14 protein-coding genes are annotated in these 17,209 nt (G+C 49.7%); 10 read left to right on the top strand and 4 right to left on the bottom strand.

The window, feature by feature from the left end; all coding sequences use genetic code 11:
• A partial coding sequence (locus EA408_09310) for a tetratricopeptide repeat protein (protein ID TVR71194.1) occupies window positions 1-1,699 on the top strand: 1,699 nt, incomplete at its 5' end.
• A 5-nt stretch (window positions 1,700-1,704) separates the two neighbouring features.
• Here the strand turns inward: EA408_09310 and EA408_09315 are convergent.
• Window positions 1,705-2,106, bottom strand: a complete 402-nt coding sequence (locus EA408_09315; GenBank protein ID TVR71195.1) for an osmotically inducible protein C — start codon at window positions 2,104-2,106, stop codon at window positions 1,705-1,707.
• A gap of 211 nt (window positions 2,107-2,317) precedes the next feature.
• Between EA408_09315 and EA408_09320 the strand changes: the two genes are divergently transcribed.
• Window positions 2,318-2,503, top strand: a complete 186-nt coding sequence (locus tag EA408_09320) for a hypothetical protein (protein TVR71196.1) — start codon at window positions 2,318-2,320, stop codon at window positions 2,501-2,503.
• 108 nt (window positions 2,504-2,611) lie between these two features.
• Here EA408_09320 and EA408_09325 read toward each other — a convergent pair whose 3' ends face one another.
• Window positions 2,612-5,860 carry a protease gene (locus EA408_09325; protein ID TVR71197.1) on the bottom strand — a complete coding sequence of 1,083 codons (3,249 nt, stop codon included), beginning with the start codon at window positions 5,858-5,860 and terminating at the stop codon, window positions 2,612-2,614.
• 53 nt (window positions 5,861-5,913) lie between these two features.
• On the opposite strand from EA408_09325, the gene EA408_09330 reads away from it, so the two are divergent.
• From EA408_09330 to EA408_09360, 7 genes are all read left to right on the top strand, one after another.
• Window positions 5,914-9,090, top strand: coding sequence for a hypothetical protein (locus tag EA408_09330; GenBank protein ID TVR71198.1), 3,177 nt, complete (start codon window positions 5,914-5,916; stop codon window positions 9,088-9,090).
• 259 nt (window positions 9,091-9,349) lie between these two features.
• Window positions 9,350-9,760 carry a methylmalonyl-CoA epimerase gene (mce, locus tag EA408_09335; protein ID TVR71199.1) on the top strand — a complete coding sequence of 137 codons (411 nt, stop codon included), beginning with the start codon at window positions 9,350-9,352 and terminating at the stop codon, window positions 9,758-9,760.
• A 63-nt stretch (window positions 9,761-9,823) separates the two neighbouring features.
• Window positions 9,824-11,383, top strand: coding sequence for an acyl-CoA carboxylase subunit beta (locus EA408_09340; GenBank protein TVR71200.1), 1,560 nt, complete (start codon window positions 9,824-9,826; stop codon window positions 11,381-11,383).
• Window positions 11,384-11,386: 3 nt separating this feature from the next.
• Window positions 11,387-11,740 (top strand): hypothetical protein, encoded by a 354-nt coding sequence (locus EA408_09345; GenBank protein TVR71201.1) that lies wholly within the window; start codon window positions 11,387-11,389, stop codon window positions 11,738-11,740.
• Between the two features lie 3 nt (window positions 11,741-11,743).
• Window positions 11,744-12,166 carry a biotin/lipoyl-binding protein gene (locus EA408_09350; GenBank protein ID TVR71202.1) on the top strand — a complete coding sequence of 141 codons (423 nt, stop codon included), beginning with the start codon at window positions 11,744-11,746 and terminating at the stop codon, window positions 12,164-12,166.
• A 28-nt stretch (window positions 12,167-12,194) separates the two neighbouring features.
• Entirely contained in the window at window positions 12,195-13,565 is a 1,371-nt protein-coding gene (locus EA408_09355; GenBank protein TVR71203.1) for a sodium ion-translocating decarboxylase subunit beta, read from the top strand.
• Between the two features lie 44 nt (window positions 13,566-13,609).
• Entirely contained in the window at window positions 13,610-13,771 is a 162-nt protein-coding gene (locus EA408_09360; protein TVR71284.1) for a rubredoxin, read from the top strand.
• Window positions 13,772-13,861: 90 nt separating this feature from the next.
• Here the strand turns inward: EA408_09360 and EA408_09365 are convergent, their stop codons facing one another.
• Together EA408_09365 and EA408_09370 are read right to left on the bottom strand one after the other, a co-directional pair.
• Window positions 13,862-15,313 (bottom strand): aminoacyl-histidine dipeptidase, encoded by a 1,452-nt coding sequence (locus tag EA408_09365; protein TVR71204.1) that lies wholly within the window; start codon window positions 15,311-15,313, stop codon window positions 13,862-13,864.
• Between the two features lie 39 nt (window positions 15,314-15,352).
• Complete coding sequence (locus EA408_09370) at window positions 15,353-15,553, bottom strand: hypothetical protein (GenBank protein TVR71205.1); 201 nt, start codon at window positions 15,551-15,553, stop codon at window positions 15,353-15,355.
• Window positions 15,554-15,780: 227 nt separating this feature from the next.
• Between EA408_09370 and mgtE the strand changes: the two genes are divergently transcribed.
• Window positions 15,781-17,166 carry a magnesium transporter gene (gene mgtE, locus EA408_09375; GenBank protein TVR71206.1) on the top strand — a complete coding sequence of 462 codons (1,386 nt, stop codon included), beginning with the start codon at window positions 15,781-15,783 and terminating at the stop codon, window positions 17,164-17,166.
• The last annotated feature ends 43 nt before the right edge of the window (window positions 17,167-17,209 follow it).

Below are 17,209 nucleotides of genomic sequence, written 5' to 3' on the forward strand. Positions count from 1 at the left end.
CGATGCAGTCGACCATTTCAGACAAGCCGTGTCTGTCAATGCAGAATTTTACCCGCTTGTATATTTTAACAAGGGTAATGCATTAATGGCCCTGGGAAGATATGAGGAGGCCCGTACCTCCTACAATAAACTATCCTCTTACAATGATGTTCCGGAAAGGATCCGGAGATCGGCCGGTCAGAAGATACTGAACTGTGAGTTTGCGATAGAAGCCATGAAGAACCCGGTGCCCTTTGATCCGGTGGATATAGGCCCCGCCATAAATTCGGAAGATGATGAGTACTGGCCCACCCTGACAGCCGATGAGCAGGTACTGATCTTCACCAGACAGACTAAACGGGATACTTCAGGAAGAAGGGTTCCGCCCAATTTAAGGGAGGATTTCTATGTCAGCTACTTTGCCGGCAATGAATGGACCCCTGCCCGGGAAATAGGGCCTCCGCTAAGCTCCGAACTGAATGAAGGAGCACCCTCTGTTACCGCCGACGGCAGGCTGATATTCTTTACAGGCTGCAACCGTGAGGACGGACATGGCAGTTGTGACATTTATTTTGCCGAGCGGACCGGCAACAAGTGGGGGGAGCCTGTTAATCTCGGTCCGCCGGTCAATACCACGGCATGGGAAGCCCAGCCTTCGGTAACACCCGATGGCCAGACCCTGTTTTTCTCAAGTAACCGCAGGGGAGGCCTAGGCAATATGGACCTGTGGTATTCAAACTACCTTGGGAACGGCAGATGGGACGCTCCCGTTAATATGGGAGAAGTGATCAATACCCCGGGCAATGAGATGTCGCCTTTCATCCATGCTGACAACACGACGCTCTACTTTTCATCAGACGGGCACACCGGTATGGGGGGGTATGACCTGTTTGTTATTCGCAGGGATGACGAGGGAGGCTGGACCGCACCGTTGAACCTCGGGTATCCGCTCAATACCCATCATGATGAGATCGGTCTTATAGTAAATGCAAGGGGCGACAGGGGTTATTTTGCCTCCGACAGGATGACCGGACTCGTAAGGGATATATATACATTTGAGCTCTACCCCGAAGTACGCCCAAAGGAAGTCTCCTATATGAAAGGCACCGTTTTTGACGCTGAAACCCGGAGGCGTTTGTCTGCCGGTTTTGAACTGATTGACCTGGAGACCGCTGAGACTGTAATACAATCTCTTTCAGATCCTGTAACGGGTGAGTTCCTGGTTCCGATAACCATGGGCAGGAATTATGCCCTGAATGTTTCCGGGGAGGGCTACCTTTTTTATTCTGACCATTTTTCCCTTAGCGGATTTACCCCCCAGTCCGATCCCTACCTGAAGGATATTCCGCTTAATCCTATAAGAGAGGGTGAAAAGACTGTACTCAGAAACATATTTTTTGAGTTTGACAGTTACGAGCTGAAACCGGAATCAATCGTCGAGCTCGATTACCTTGTGAGTTTCCTGAACAACAATCCGGCTATCAGGATACGCATTAACGGTCATACCGATAATGTAGGAGGTGCAGATTACAACAAGGAACTGTCGGACCGGAGGGTTGAATCGGTTGCCGGTTACCTTTACCAGGCCGGTATTAGTCCCCAACGAGTTGAATACCGCGGATTTGGCGAAACAATGCCGGTAGCAACAAATGAGACCGAAGAGGGCAGGGCATTGAACCGGCGGATTGAGTTCGAGATTATTGGCTCAGAGAGCCGTTGATACTGCTATTTACTATCCTGGATTGTTTGCACCGCAATCTCAGGTGGCGAGGCCAGGTGCTTCTTTACAGTGCACAGGTCTGCTGCCTTTTTTATCGCATCCCTGTATCTTTCAGGAAAACCGGCCGGCAGTTGAATTTCTATGCTTATTTTGTCAATCAGCCTTTTTTCGGGATTATAATTCATTGTCTGGACCAGCCTGATCCCGGAGGAAGGTATATCTCTCTGATCGCAGAATGATTTAACATATATGCCGGCACATGTCCCGATTGAAGCAAGAAACAGGGAAAAGGGCTCCGGTGCGCTGCTCTCACCACCAGCCTTGGCCGGCTGGTCAGTTTTAATTGTCATGCCCTTGTATTCTGCATTAACTTTCTTGCCATCCTCAAAACTTATAATCATTTCCATTTTATGATGATTTTTACCCTGGGTTTAGTTTACAACTGCAAAGATAATCTAAATGTATTGATATATTAATCAGATTGTAAGGGAAGATACAACTCCCGTACTGACTGGCCGGGTAATATCATTGTTTCTTCAGGGTATAATTCTTGCTTCAGGGTGTGATCTTTTGTATATTGGCGGGCTGACAGATCATGACAAACAATAAGCAACAGTTATGGAATGCAAGATCGAAAAGAACAAAGAGATTTGTAACTGTACATATTCTTGCAGCCGCAAGGGGATGTGCTGCGAATGCCTTCACTATCATCGGCGGATGGGACAACTCCCGGCGTGTTACTTCAGTGAAAGTGCAGAAAGGACCTATGACCGGAGCATTGAGAATTACCTGAGGAGCCGCTAGGTTTCCACCGGAGCGCATAAAGGCAACAGGCCCGGATGCCGGAGGGTTTAACTCCTGCATTCAGGCCTGTCCCTGTGCCTTTCCCGGGCCACGGGTATGTTCACGTCATTATTTGCTCTTATCGGGAAATTCGGGTATTGGAGGAACCCACTGATCCCACTCCTCAATCTTCTTAAGTATCACTTCTATTGCCTTGTTCAGCTGGTCATCAATCCCCCTGAACTCCCTGGCAGGATCGTTGTCGATCCAGATATCGGGTTCAACCCCTTCGCCCTCAATGATAAAGCCGCTTCCGTCTGCCGCATATGGGGCATATGATGGAGTAATGATCGAGCCCCCGTCCATGCAGGGTATGGCTCCGCTGTAGCCGACAACTCCTCCCCAGGTTGTGACACCGATGATTGTCCCGATGTTGTGCTGCCTGAACCTGTAGGGGAAGAGATCGCCGTCAGATGCCGAATACCTGTCTATCAGCGCTACCTTCGGACCTACATGCGTGCCTACCGGGTTCACAGAACCTACCGTCTGGTTTGTATGCATGGTGGCATAGGTCATTGTCCGCTGCAACCTCTCTATTATCATGGGTGAAACGTTACCACCACCGTTGCCGCGGTCATCTATGATAAGTCCGCGTTTCTGCAATTGCGGGTAATAAAGCCTTGCCCACTGGTTAAGTCCGTTTACACCCATATCGGGTATGTGAATGTAGCCAACCTGTCCGCCCGTTGCTTCATCGACCCTGCGAATATTATCCTGGACCCAGTTATAATAATAGAGGTCGGCCTCGTCGGCAACAGGTGTAACCAGTATTTTACGGCTGCCTTCAAGATCAGGCTTGCTGTTGACGGTCAGCTCCACAAGTCTGCCGGCGGTATTGATGAGCAGGCTGTATATGTTATCAACTTCATTAACCGGATTTCCGTTTACGGCAAGGATGAAATAACCAGGTTCGACATTCATGCCGATCTCTGTAAGTGGTGATCGCAGATTGCTGCTCCAGTTGGCTCCTTCAAGTATGCGATCAATCCTGGCAAAACCTGATTCGTCAGTACTAAGCTCTGCACCCAGCAGTCCCATATTGATCCTTTCGGGCATGGGCCGTTCACCGTTCTGTGCGTATGCATGGCTCACATTCAGTTCGGCAATAAGCTCGCCTATTATGTAGGTCAGGTCGGTTCTGTGACGCACGTGGGGGACCAGAACATTGTACTTTTCATACATCGCTTCCCAGTCCACCCCATGCATGTTCGGATCATAGAAGAAGTCCCTCATCTGTCTCCAGCTTTCGTCATATATCTGCTGCCACTCCTCTGAATAGTCAACCCAGGCTCTGAGACCGGACAGGTCAATGTGGTCGGAAACGTTGATGGGGGATGACGGCAGGTCGATGACTGCGAAGTTGTTGCGGATGCGGACAAGCATTTTCCTGTTGTTGGGAGAGAGGCTGAAGGATATGTTCTCACCAAGTTTTGTCTCTTCCTCTTTGGAAAGGTCATACATTTTCATGCTGGTAGCTCCTGCGCCGGTCGACCTCTCATTGTAATAGATGCGGTCGCCTGTGGCAACAACGCTGAAATAGTTCGAAGGGGAAACCGGAAGCGAGACGATCCTGTTACCGATGCCCTCGATATCCACCTTTATCGGATCTCCGGGCTGCCTGTCAGGACCTGATGATTGTCCGGCCGAACCGCTGCTGCCGGCTGTTTCTACCGTATCATCTTTTGGGGCAAAGGGACTGGGTGTCTCTTTTGCAAGAGTAACCAGGTATATTCTGGTCATGTCAGTGTATGCATGGTTCCACTCGGTCTGGCTGTAAGTGGGGTTGAAATCCCTCCTGGAGGTGAATACCAGGTATTTGCCGTCTGTACTGAAAGTCGGGTTACCCGATGCGTACCATTTGTCGGTTACCTCATGGATGCTGCCGTTCTGGACATTATAGAGGCAGATGATGTTCATTCCGCGTTCGGGCCTTGTAAATGCTATCCACCTGCTGTCGGGCGACCAGCTGTAGTCTGAGATAACCGACAATCCGCTGTAGGCTACATCAGTTATGGTTCGGGTAGTTACATCCACTATCCTCAGCCTGTTTCTCTTGTCGTGATAAAGTATCTTCCTGCTGTCGGGCGACCACTGGAAACCGAATATGTAGGTGTCGCCTGCAGAAGTCAGCTGAACCGGAGACCCGGAGCCATCATGTTTTTGCATGTAAATCTCAAATTCCCCGCCTTTATCAGACACCCAGGCAATGTGTTCGCCGTCGGGCGACCAGCTGGCATTCCTGTCATGGGCGCCGGGTGACTGGGTCAGGTTCCTTGTAATGCCTTTTGTCACGGGCACATTGAAGATCTCTCCTCTTGCCGAGAAGACCACCCTTTCGCCATTGGGCGATGTTCCGGCCGAGCGTACCGATCCGGAGACGTCCTTCCATTCAGCCCTTGCATGAACGAAGTCACCTGTAATTGTTATGGGTACCTTCTCATACTCCTTCGTCCTGGTATCAAACTTATATATGTATCCGCCGTTTTCAAATACGATGAAGTTCCTGCCCAGGGACGGGAACTTAATGTCATATTCGGCAAAGTTGGTCACTCTCCTGGTCTCTCCGGTATTGGTGTTATAAACATACATGTTCATGATACGCTCCCTGTCGGAAAGGAAGTATATCTCATCTCTTACCCACATGGGGATTATGTCCTGTGATTTGCTGTTTGTTATGTTGGTATTGGTCCGCGCAACCCTGTCGTATACCCAGATATCATCGGCCATTCCACCTTCATAATATTTCCAGGTACGGAACTCACGGAACACCTTGTTGTATGCAAACTTCTGTCCGTCGAGCGAGTAGGAGAGGAAACCTCCCTCTGAAAGGGGAAGCTGAACCGGAAGTCCCCCCTCTGCCGGGACGTTGTATAGCTGCCCCTTGAAAGAGTTGAACGATCTTTTTCTCGACCGGAATGTTATACTGCTGCCGTCGGGTGTCCATCCCATCACAATATTGTTGGGCCCCATACGGTCTCCCAGGTCATCACGCCCCAGTGTGGCAGTGTAAGTCAGCCTCTCAGGCTCGCCGCCTCCGGCGGGAATGAGGAACACCTCGGTATTGCCGTCATACTGGCCGGTAAAAGCGATATGTTTACCGTCGGGCGAAAACCTGGGAAACATCTCATAACCGTCGTGCCCGGTAAGCTTCCTGGCTGTCCCCCCTGAACTGCTTACCGTATAAAGGCTTCCGGCGTAACTGAATGCTATCTGATCGCCGTGAATTGCGGGAAACCTCAGCAACCTGGCTTCCTCTCGGGCTGCAGTAATGCAGAATGCAAACAGCAGTAACGTAAAAACTGTAATTTTTTTTGTCATGTCTGAACTCAGTTGATTAATTCAATCATTAATTATTATGGTTGTAAAAGTACATGCAATTTTTTTTAAAAAAAACCGTATTTATTGGGCAATACAGGGTAATCAAGTATCTTTGCGTTGCTGACCGGCATTTTTTCCCGGATTACTTGCTTGCAACTTTTTATCAGGTTTGGATTATGTTTTCATTTTCCCGGTTCTTGTTTCCTGTAATACTGGTCCTCCTTCTTCTTCCGGCTAATCATCCTCCAGTGCTGAATTTGGCAGCCCAGGAAGGAAGGATAATACCGCCGCCGTATGCAGGGGTAGGCGACGGATGGGTTGATTCCGTTCTTAACTCCCTTACCCTGAAAGAGAGAATAGGTCAGCTTATAATGGCCGAGGCATATTCCGATTCCCGGTATGCCGATGAGGATGAGATATTGAGGCTGATAAGCGAGTATAATATCGGGGGACTTATCTTTATGAGGGGAGGGCCTGTAAGGCAGGCCAATATGGCCAACCGTTACCAGTCGCATGCTGCTACACCCCTGATGATCGCCATGGATGCTGAGTGGGGACTCGAAATGCGTCTTGACAGCACTATGTCATGGCCACGCCATATTGTCCTCGGAGCAGTGCAGGACAACAGGCTTATATATGAAATGGGTGCTGAGATTGCCCACCAGATGAGGCGGGTAGGTGCGCACGTAAACTTTGCACCTGTTCTTGACATCAATGTCAACCCCCGGAATCCCGTTATAGGCAGCAGGTCATTTGGCGATGACAGGTGGAATGTAGCTGACAAGGGTCTGCATCTGATGAATGGGATGCAGGATAACGGGGTGCTTGCCGTGGGCAAACATTTTCCCGGGCACGGTGATACAGACATGGATTCCCACCATACGCTCCCGCTTATTCCTCATTCCATTGAACGGATCGACACCCTCGAGCTTGTTCCCTTTAAGGAGTTCATTGACAAGGGTGCAGGCGGGATCATGACTGCACATCTTCAGGTACCCGCAATAGACAGCACACCCATGCTTGCGACATCGCTTTCTCCGCTGGCTGTTGAGGAACTTCTGAGGAGGACCCTCGGATTCCGTGGCCTGGTTTTTACCGATGGCCTTGGTATGAGTGGTGTAACCGACCATTTCAGTCCGGGCCATCTTGAAGTGCAGGCTTTGCTGGCCGGTAACGATATACTGCTTATGCCGCCGGATGTTGACAGGGCCGTTGCTGCAATACTGGAGGCCGTAGAAAGCGGGATCATTCCGGAAGAGATCATCGAAGAGAGGTGCAGGAGGGTGCTGCAGGTTAAATACTGGTTAGGGCTGAACAGTCTCAGCCATGTTGATACATCGGACATTATGCGGGACCTTAACCGGCCATCTGCCGGGGTGAACTTCAGGAGGATTACCGGAGCTTCCCTCACGCTGCTTGAAAACCGTAATGAAATGCTGCCGCTTGTCCGGCCCGATACACTCCGCATTGCCAGCGTCTCAATTGGCGACGGGAGCAGAACAGAGTTCCAGGAAGGGCTTGAGCTGTACTCACCTGTAAAGCACTATTCGATCAGTAAATATGCTACACTTCAGCAGTTCGGAAACCTGATGGCAGAGCTTGACAAATACGACCTTGTTATTGCAGGTGTTCATAATCCTGATAACCGGCGGTCAAGGCAGTACGGAGTATCTCCCCAGACATCCTACTTCATCAGGAGGCTGGCCCCCAGGAACAACCTGGTGCTTGTCCTTTTCACCTCACCCTATGCAATCTCTTTCTTTGACGATCTTTCGGGAGTTGATGCCCTGCTTGTTTCATATGACGATAACCCGGTTGCACAGCAATACTCTGCGCAGTTAATATTCGGTGCGGTTGCTGCATCGGGCAGGTTGCCGGTCAGTGTCAGTTCCCGGTTCACTGCGGGAGCCGGGAAGGATACTTATCTGACGGGAAGACTCAGGTACTCGGTGCCTGAGGATGCAGGCCTCGATTCAGAGAAACTTCAGAAAATTGACGAACTGGTCAATAATGCAATTAGTGAGAAGGCAATACCAGGAGCCCAGGTGCTTGTGGCCAGGCGTGGCAATGTTGTGTATCACAAGGCTTTCGGGTTTCACACATACAGGCAGACAAACCCGGTAAGGACAACCGATCTTTACGACCTTGCCTCGATAACGAAAATTGCTGCTTCTGTTCCGGCAATAATGAGGCTTATTGAAGAGGGCAGGCTGGATCTTTCAAAAACCCTGGGATATTATCTTCCTGAGCTGGAAGGTACAAATAAGTTCGACCTGGTTATCAAGGATGTGCTTATGCACCAGGCACGTCTGCAACCGTGGATACCATTCTATTACGACACCTTTGAGAGTCTTGTGCCGGATGAGGAGCTTTTCTCCCGCAGGGTTTCGGCTCATTATCCGTATATGCTTGCAGCAAATATGTTCATGAACAGAAACTACCGGTTCCTGGACAGCCTTTTCAGTGACCAGGCCGGAGGAGATTATACGGTAAGGGTTGCCAACAGGATGTTCATGAACAGGGCATGGCGCGACACCATATACAAAAGGATCAATGATTCCCCTCTGAGGAGCAGCAACCGTTACCTGTACAGCGACCTTGGGTATTATTACCTGAAAAGCATTATAGAAAGAATAGGTTCGGAACCTCTTGATCAGTATGCATGGAAAAATTTCTACAAACCCATCGGAGCAGGCAGGATGACTTACCTTCCTCTTGAAAGGTACCCGGAAACTGAAATTGTTCCCACTGAGAATGATGTGATCTTCAGGCGGCAGCTGGTTCACGGACACGTGCACGATCCGGGTACTGCAATGCTGGGCGGTGTGGGCGGCCATGCCGGACTTTTTTCGAATGCCAATGATCTTGCCAAGCTTATGCAGCTATACCTGCAGGGAGGCGTATACGGAGGGGTAAGGTACTTTGATCCTGAAACCATTGAATGGTTCACGTCGGCTCCGAACAGCAATAATGGGAACCGCCGGGGTATAGGTTTTGACAAGCCCGAGCGAAACAATTCAGGAAACGGGCCTACGGCATCTTCAGCCTCGCCTGAAAGCTTCGGCCACAGTGGCTTTACCGGGACCATGGCCTGGGCAGACCCGGCTGAAGAGATAATATATATTTTCCTGTCGAACAGGGTTCACCCCGATCAGTTCAACAACAAGCTGCTGCAGATGAACCTCCGCACCCGCATTCAGCAGGTAGTTTACGATGCAATAACGGATTAAAGCCGCATCTGCATGCATCATACCGGACACTATGCCATGGCAGATCAGAGCCGCACATGCATTCAGCAGGCAGAATGCAACCCCCCGCATATAGGCGCCGCGTCTCCCATAATAGGGCTGTCTGCAATGCCCTGACAGATCATTGTCGCAGCAGTCCGGCTTTATGTTTAAAAGCACTTATTATTACTTTGTTAGTTGATAAAAATCATACAGTCAGATATGGATTGTAGATACATTTGTGTAATAAAAAACCAGAGACATGAAGACAACACACATTGAGCATATTGGAATTGCCGTGAAAGATCTCAAAGAGGCGATCAGTTTTTATGAGGATGTGCTCGGACTGAAATGCTACAATATTGAAGAGGTAGAAGACCAGAAGGTCAGAACGGCCTTTTTCATGGTGGGTCAGACGAAGGTTGAACTGCTGGAATCGACATCACCCGACGGCCCCGTTGCAAAATTCATAGAAAAGAGGGGCGAAGGCATCCATCACATTGCTTTTGCTGTGAAGGGTATAGAAGAGGCGCTTGAACATGCAAAACAGAAGGGTGTGCAGACAATAGACCAGCAGCCCAGGAAAGGTGCCGAGGGGCTGGATATCGCCTTTCTGCATCCAAGGTCGACTCTTGGCGTACTGACCGAGTTGTGTGAGGATAAAAGCAAATAGATGTTTTACGGTGATCCGGAGAAGCCTTGCAGTCTGGCTTGATAATAAATCCCAATTTTAAATATGAGCCAACAGGAAAAGATACAAAGACTTATTGAGCTGCGTGAACAGGCAAAGCTGGGTGGAGGGAAGAAGCGGATCGAGGCCCAGCATGCAAAAGGTAAATTAACGGCAAGAGAAAGGCTGGAGCTTCTTCTCGATGAAGGCAGCTTCGAAGAGTATGATATGTTTATTACCCATCGCTGCAATGACTTCGGACTGGAGGATAAGAAATACCCGGGTGACGGAGTAATCACAGGGCATGGAACGATCGACGGCCGGGTCGTTTATGTCTATTCACAGGATTTTACCGTTCTCGGCGGATCTCTGTCGGAAACCTTTGCGAAGAAGATATGCAAGATCATGGATCAGGCGATGAAGGTAGGGGCCCCGGTAATAGGGATCAATGACAGCGGCGGTGCGCGTATCCAGGAGGGAGTTCTCAGCCTGGCCGGCTATGCTGAGATCTTCCAGAGGAATATCATGGCATCGGGTGTCATACCGCAGATCTCTGCGATATTCGGCCCGTGTGCCGGGGGTGCGGTCTATTCTCCCGCTCTTACCGATGTGATAATAATGAGTGAGAAGACCAGTTACATGTTCGTTACTGGGCCAAAGGTTACGAAGTCGGTTACAGGAGAGGTTGTAAGTACCGAAGATCTTGGTGGTGCAGAGGTTCATACCTCCAAATCGGGAGTTGCCCATTTCAGGGCAGAGGATGAGGAGGAGGGCCTGATGATCATCCGGAAGCTGCTGGAATACCTGCCCCAGAATAACCTGGAAGATCCTCCGGTAACAGAAACCGGCGATCCTTCCGAAAGGGCGGATGACATACTCAATGATATCATCCCTGAAGAATCAAACCAGGCATATGACGTCAAGGATGTAATATATTCGGTTGTTGACAACAAGGAGTTTCTTGAGATGCACCGGCACTATGCACGTAATATAGTTGTCGGGTTTGCAAAATTCAACGGAATGCCGGCAGGTATTGTTGCAAACCAGCCGAACTACCTGGCAGGGGTGCTGGATATTGACGCTTCACGTAAAGCTGCCAGGTTTGTCCGTTTTTGCGATGCATTCAACGTACCTGTTGTAACGTTTGTTGATGTGCCCGGTTTTCTTCCCGGCAGTGCCCAGGAGTACGGAGGGATAATTGTTCAGGGTGCAAAGCTTCTTTTCGCATACGGAGAGGCTACCGTTCCCAAGGTTACCATCACATTGCGGAAATCATACGGAGGTGCGCATGATGTTATGGGGTGCAAGCAGCTTCGCGGGGATATCAATTATGCCTGGCCCACTGCCGAGATCGCGGTGATGGGAGCGAGGGGCGCTGTTGAAATCCTTGAAGGCAGGAATATTGCACAAATTGACGGGGATGAGGAAAAAGCCAGGTACATAAGCGAAAAAGAGAATGAATATGTTGAAAAGTTCGCTAATCCATACGAGGCGGCCAGGCACGGATACATAGATGATGTTATTGAACCCAGAAATACCAGGTTCAGGATTATCAGGGCGCTGCAGACGCTGGTTACGAAAAAGGATGTCAATCCTCCGAAGAAACATTCCAATATACCCTTATAATTTATGTTTGACTTTACCCAAATAGATGGTTTCTCTGCCACGGTAGCCCTTGTCGGTTACATTGTTGTTTTTGCAGCCCTGGTGCTTTTGTACATGGTCTTTTACAAAATGCCCTCAATACTGAAGTTCGACTTCAGGGGAATACTTCATAAAGGAAGAATGAAACCGGAGGCAGATAAAGACACCGATTTGCGGGTTACAGGTGAGGTAAATGCAGCAATTGGAATGGCTCTTTTCCTGTATCTGAACAAGATGCATGATGAGGAGAGCGGGGTAATAACGATAAAAAAGATCTCCAAGAGATATTCTCCCTGGAGTTCAAAAATATACGGGTTAAGACAAAATCCAAGGCACTAGAATATGAAGACGTTCAAATTTACCATCAGTGGTAACACATATGAGGCTGAGATAAAAAGTTTTGAGGATACAACGGCGGAAATTGAGATCAACGGCACCAGCTACTCCGTAGAGGTCCACCGGGAAGTTAAAAAGACAAAGACCCCGACACTTGTCAGGGCCGAATTACCTCCAAGTGACAAAGGAGATATAGAAAAGAGAGAGAAGGGATCAACTGAACCTGTTGTTGCCCCGCTGCCCGGAACAATAATTGAGATCATGGTTAAACCCGGGGATATGATAAAAAAAGGCCAGGTGATCCTGGTGATGGAAGCCATGAAAATGGAAAACAGGATCAGGGCAGAAAAGGAAGGTGTCGTTGAATCTGTTAACGTTAACAGGGGATCTAGTGTTTTGCAGGGTGATATCCTGATAGAAATGGTATGATATGCCCGGGATTTAGAAATATTCTTAGATGAAGAGATTGTTTACCGTTTTTGGCCTTATCGCACTCCTGGCCCTGTTGTGGTCGGGTAGCGGACATTTAATTGGCACCCCTGTGTTTCCCGCTGCCCGGGAGGCTTCCATACACCTTTCAGACCCCCCATTTGGCGAATATGTCAGCATACATCAGGATGCAACCGCCCCCCTGAGGGCTACAGGATCAAGAGCGGCAGAGGGGCTGCAGACGTTTTTCAGTTTTTCCGGTTTTGTAAATATCACCTGGGCCAATGTATTTATGATTGCGATCGGACTGATCTTCATATTTCTGGCAGTCAGATATGAATATGAACCCCTGTTGCTTGTACCCATTGGTACAGGGATAATTATAGGGAATATGCCCTTTGTGCAGGATGCCGGTCTGCAGCTTGGTGTTTACGAGGAGGGAAGTGTCATGAATTATCTCTATTTCGGGGTTCTGAAAGGCGTTTATCCGCCCCTGATATTCCTGGGAATAGGTGCAATGACCGATTTTTCATCACTCATTTCGAATCCCCGCCTTATGCTGCTGGGAGCAGCGGCACAGATAGGTATATTCCTGACTTTCCTTGGCGCTCTCTCGCTTGGTTTTGCACTGCCTGAAGCCGGCGCCATTGGCATCATAGGGGGGGCAGACGGACCCACGGCCATTTTTCTCTCTTCCAAACTGGCTGACGGGGTTAATATATTGCCTGACGGCACGACCGTGCGGAACCTTATCGGGCCGATCGCGATTGCCGCTTACTCTTACATGGCCCTGGTCCCCGTTATACAACCCCCCATAATGCGGCTGCTTACGACAAAAAAAGAGAGGCTGATCCGAATGAAGCCTCCAAGGGCCGTATCAAGGCTTGAAAAGATCCTCTTCCCCATTATCGGGCTAATCATTACCGCGCTTATTTCACCCAGTTCGTTGCCACTTCTCGGGATGCTGTTCTTTGGCAACCTGCTCAAGGAATCAGGTGTAACAAGGAGGCTTGCCGAAACGGCAAGGGGCAGCATGATAGATATTGTGACCATACTGCTTGGGCTTACCGTTGGCGCTTCAACACAGGCCAACGTGTTCCTGACCCCGACATCTGTGCTGATATTCGTACTGGGTGCCGTTTCGTTCATGATAGCAACTGCCGGTGGCTTGGTCTTTGCAAAAGTGATGAACCTTTTTCTCAGGGGTGATGATCGTATCAACCCGCTGATAGGTGCTGCCGGTGTGTCGGCCGTACCCGACAGCGCCCGTGTGGTGCAGCATGAAGGGCTGCGCTACGACCCCACCAATCACCTGCTGATGCATGCCATGGCACCCAATGTTTCAGGCGTGATTGGTTCGGCAGTTGCCGCAGGTATTTTACTCAGCTTCTTGTTATAATCAGGAATATATCTTTTATTTACCCATTGAACGAAAACAAAGCTATGAAGAGACACAAATGCAGGGTATGCGGATACCTTTACGATCAGGAAAACGGCGATGCAGCCGGCGGGATTGAACCCGGAACCCCCTTTGAGGAGCTTCCCGACAACTGGAAATGCCCGGTGTGCGGCGCAGGGACAGAGGAGTTCAAGCCGGCGGACTGAGACCGGTGAACCGGCCCTCCGGGGACAGGGCGTCTAGATAACTGATGCCGGCAGCAGGACCCGGCTTTCCGGCTGCCTGATATGCCGGCTTCAGGGTATTGTTCTGAGCACCTCCAGCAGCAGGTCCCAGAACCGGGTCACCGAGCCGATATGCAGCCTCTCATCAGGCGAGTGGGCCCCCTTTATAGTGGGGCCAAAGGATATCATATCGAGTCCGGGATACTTCTCCAGGAAAAGTCCGCATTCCAGTCCCGCATGTATTGCGCGGACCACCGGTTCGTTACCGAACAGCTTCTTATAGGCGGATTCTGTAAGGTTAAGTATCTTCGAATCCCGGTTGGGGTTCCAGCCCGGATATGATCCGGTTCTTTTTACATTTGCATTTGCCAGCCTGAAAACACTTTCGACCATAGCTGCCACATCGGCCTTTGCGGAATCGGATGATGACCGCTGACTTGTGGTTATAAGGATCCTGTTGTCTTTAAATTTTACAGAGGCGAGGCTGGTGGAGGTCTCAACCAGTCCCTCTATCTTCGGGCTCCATGCTATTACTCCGTGTGGACATGCGTAAAGTGAATAGAGAAGATCGATCTGCGTGTCCTCATCCACCGCAGTTCCCGGCAGTTCAGCTTCACTGAGGGAGATCGACAGTCCCCTGTCCGCTTCGGTCATTTCCGTCATAACTGCCTGCCTGAATGATCCGAAGTACTCCTTCATGTCGCCGGCATCATCTCGGTGGATTGAAAACAGGGCTTCGGCCTCCCTTGGAATGGCATTACGCAGGTTGCCTCCGTTAAATGATACTAGTTTCATATCATATCTGTTGTTCAGGTTCCAAAGGAAGCGGTTCAGTATCTTGTTGGAGTTACCCCTGCCCCTGTGAATGTCATCACCCGAATGCCCCCCTGCAAGTCCCCCGACCTTAACCATGAATCCGGTATGGGAAGAGGGTATCTCCTCCTCATCATACTCCATGGTTGCAAGTGTGTCCACACCTCCGGCGCAGCCAATGAAAAGCTCTCCCTCATCTTCCGAGTCCAGGTTTATCAGGGTTTTCCCTTCAAAGAAACCCGGTTCCAGGGCAAATGCACCCGTGAGACCGGTCTCTTCGTCGACGGTGAAGAGGCACTCTATCTTGCCGTGCTGCAGATCGCCTGAGGCCAGAACAGCAAGCTGGGCTGCCATGCCAATACCGTCATCCGCACCCAGGGTTGTTCCAGTTGCCCTGACCCACTCACCGTCAATTACCGGTATGATGGGGTCATTTTCAAAATCATGGGTCACATCAGAATTTTTTTCACACACCATATCCATATGACTCTGCAGGACAACCGTCTGCCTGTTCTCAAATCCCCCGGCAGCCGGCTTGGTTATAAGCAGGTTGCCGGCGGCATCCCTTTTGATTTCAAGACCCTGCTCTGCAGCGAAGCGGATCAGCCACTCTGTTATTTTCCCCTCTTTTTTTGAAGGCCGGGGCACCCTGCTGACTTCCTCAAAATATTTCCAGATCAGTTCCGGTTTGAGCTTTTCAGATATTGCCATAGTTATAACCTCTTTTTGTGCTGAGAATACCGGCGCAAATTAGCGGTTTTTTGAATTAATGCAATTTTTTACAGGTTTTTTATTAGTGAACAGCTGTTTTTTTTTTGAGAATATTCTTCTTAATTTTGTGCCCGGTTTTAGCCTGTTAGGTGAGGCTACTGAATGAACACAGGCTGCTGCCCAAAAACGTCCACAGACGCCAATGGGTAGAACAGGCCCTGCCGGATTAAGGCTTGGCATAATGCAGCTTTCCGTTTTGCACGGAATAAGTCATTCAGAGCTAAAACTCAACAAGGGGCATCTTTCTCATACCGGTTAGCGGCACAAACCCGCGAATCAGTCTGTATGTCTGTTATGCCCCTTCCACGGAAGGGCTTTTTTTATTTGGCCCTGCCCGTTTATAAGCCCACCCGGGACTTTAACCATCTATTGTGCGGATTTTTCATGTAAATAAATAACACCGGGTTATGGTAGATATAGTAAAGGACCAGAGACACTCTATCGTAAGGGGTCTTATTGAGGCTGACGAGATGGAAGCCCTCGGGGCGATCTTAAAAAAGATGCCGTCGGTTGAGACTGCAGAACTTCTTAAGAACCTGTCCGGTGAACAGATCCTGAAACTTCTGCCGGATTTTGCTGATGAGGATCTCGGGGATATCGCCTCAAACATGGAGATGGAGCAGTTGCTTGAACTGTTCGATATTGCAGACCGGCGGCTGTTTGCCAGGATATTCACCAACATGTCGTCCGATATAAGGGCTGACCTTTACCAGGAACTGGATAAGGACCAGCAGCTTGAGCTGCTGCCTTTCCTGGACAAAAGGACCCGTGAGAACGTTATCTTCCTCAGCTCCTTCCCGGAAGAGACGGCAGGAAGTATCATGATCACCGACTTTGCCACGGTAAGGGCAGATATGACTGTTAACCGGGCCATTGAAAAGATCAGGCAGGATGCACCCTCCAAAAAGATGATCTACTATGTTTACGTGGTTGACGAGAACATGAAGCTGAGAGGCTTTGTCACTCTCAAGGATATCATCATGGCTGAACCTGATACCCCGGTAGGAGATATATTGCATTCCGACTTTGTTTGGGCCGATGTGAAAGAGGACAGGGAGAGTGTTGCACAAAAGATAGAGAAATATGATATGGTTGCCATACCGGTTCTCAATGCCCACCGGCAGCTTGCAGGAATCGTCAGGCATGATGAGGCTATAGATGTCATCCGGGCAGAGCATACCGAGGACCTGGAGAAATTCATGGGTATTGTGCATGCCCCGGAGGACCTTAATTATGTTGAAACGGGAGTGTTCGGGCATTTCAGGAAAAGGGTGGTATGGCTGTCGTCTCTTGCCGTGATAGGAATTATTTCGGGAATGATAATACATCGTTACGAAGAGGCGATGACTTCGCTTATCATTCTTGCTCTTTATATGCCCATGATTGCCGATACGGGAGGTAACGCCGGTTCACAGGCTGCAACCATGGTCATCAGGGCGATCGCGCTCGGGCAGATAACGGCCCGGAGCTGGCTGAAAATTCTGTTCAAGGAGGCGAGGATAGCATTCCTGCTGTCACTGGTACTCGGTGTTATAGCTTTCGGCAAGATACTTTTCCTTTCATGGGAGACTGATGTGCCCCCGGAATATAACCTTTTGTTTATTGCATTTGCCATTTCGCTTGCATTAAGCCTGCAGGTCATAACGTCTACGGTTTTGGGTGCCGGACTTCCACTGCTGGTCAAGCGCCTCGGGGGCGACCCGGCTGTCGCTGCAAGTCCCGCGATTACCACACTGGTTGATATAACGGGACTGCTAATATATTTCGGGGTCGCCACTTTGTTTTTCTTTTGATTATTTTTGAAGTTGGCTCAGTTTCCGGATGGCCTTTGCCGGC

Source organism: Marinilabiliales bacterium (genome assembly GCA_007695015.1).
In the GTDB taxonomy this organism is placed as follows: domain Bacteria; phylum Bacteroidota; class Bacteroidia; order Bacteroidales; family PUMT01; genus PXAP01.

Bases quoted from the DNA above. Each gene is read 5' to 3' on its own strand.
- EA408_09345 (TVR71201.1), top strand. From the start codon at position 11,387: ATGTTTGACTTTACCCAAATAGATGGTTTCTCTGCCACGGTAGCCCTT.
- mgtE (TVR71206.1), top strand. From the start codon at position 15,781: ATGGTAGATATAGTAAAGGACCAGAGACACTCTATCGTAAGGGGTCTT.
- EA408_09370 (TVR71205.1), bottom strand. From the start codon at position 15,553: ATGCCAAGCCTTAATCCGGCAGGGCCTGTTCTACCCATTGGCGTCTGT.
- EA408_09320 (TVR71196.1), top strand. From the start codon at position 2,318: ATGGAATGCAAGATCGAAAAGAACAAAGAGATTTGTAACTGTACATAT.
- EA408_09360 (TVR71284.1), top strand. From the start codon at position 13,610: ATGAAGAGACACAAATGCAGGGTATGCGGATACCTTTACGATCAGGAA.
- EA408_09325 (TVR71197.1), bottom strand. From the start codon at position 5,860: ATGACAAAAAAAATTACAGTTTTTACGTTACTGCTGTTTGCATTCTGC.
- EA408_09340 (TVR71200.1), top strand. From the start codon at position 9,824: ATGAGCCAACAGGAAAAGATACAAAGACTTATTGAGCTGCGTGAACAG.
- EA408_09350 (TVR71202.1), top strand. From the start codon at position 11,744: ATGAAGACGTTCAAATTTACCATCAGTGGTAACACATATGAGGCTGAG.
- mce (TVR71199.1), top strand. From the start codon at position 9,350: ATGAAGACAACACACATTGAGCATATTGGAATTGCCGTGAAAGATCTC.
- EA408_09355 (TVR71203.1), top strand. From the start codon at position 12,195: ATGAAGAGATTGTTTACCGTTTTTGGCCTTATCGCACTCCTGGCCCTG.
- EA408_09315 (TVR71195.1), bottom strand. From the start codon at position 2,106: ATGGAAATGATTATAAGTTTTGAGGATGGCAAGAAAGTTAATGCAGAA.
- EA408_09365 (TVR71204.1), bottom strand. From the start codon at position 15,313: ATGGCAATATCTGAAAAGCTCAAACCGGAACTGATCTGGAAATATTTT.
- EA408_09330 (TVR71198.1), top strand. From the start codon at position 5,914: ATGCAATTTTTTTTAAAAAAAACCGTATTTATTGGGCAATACAGGGTA.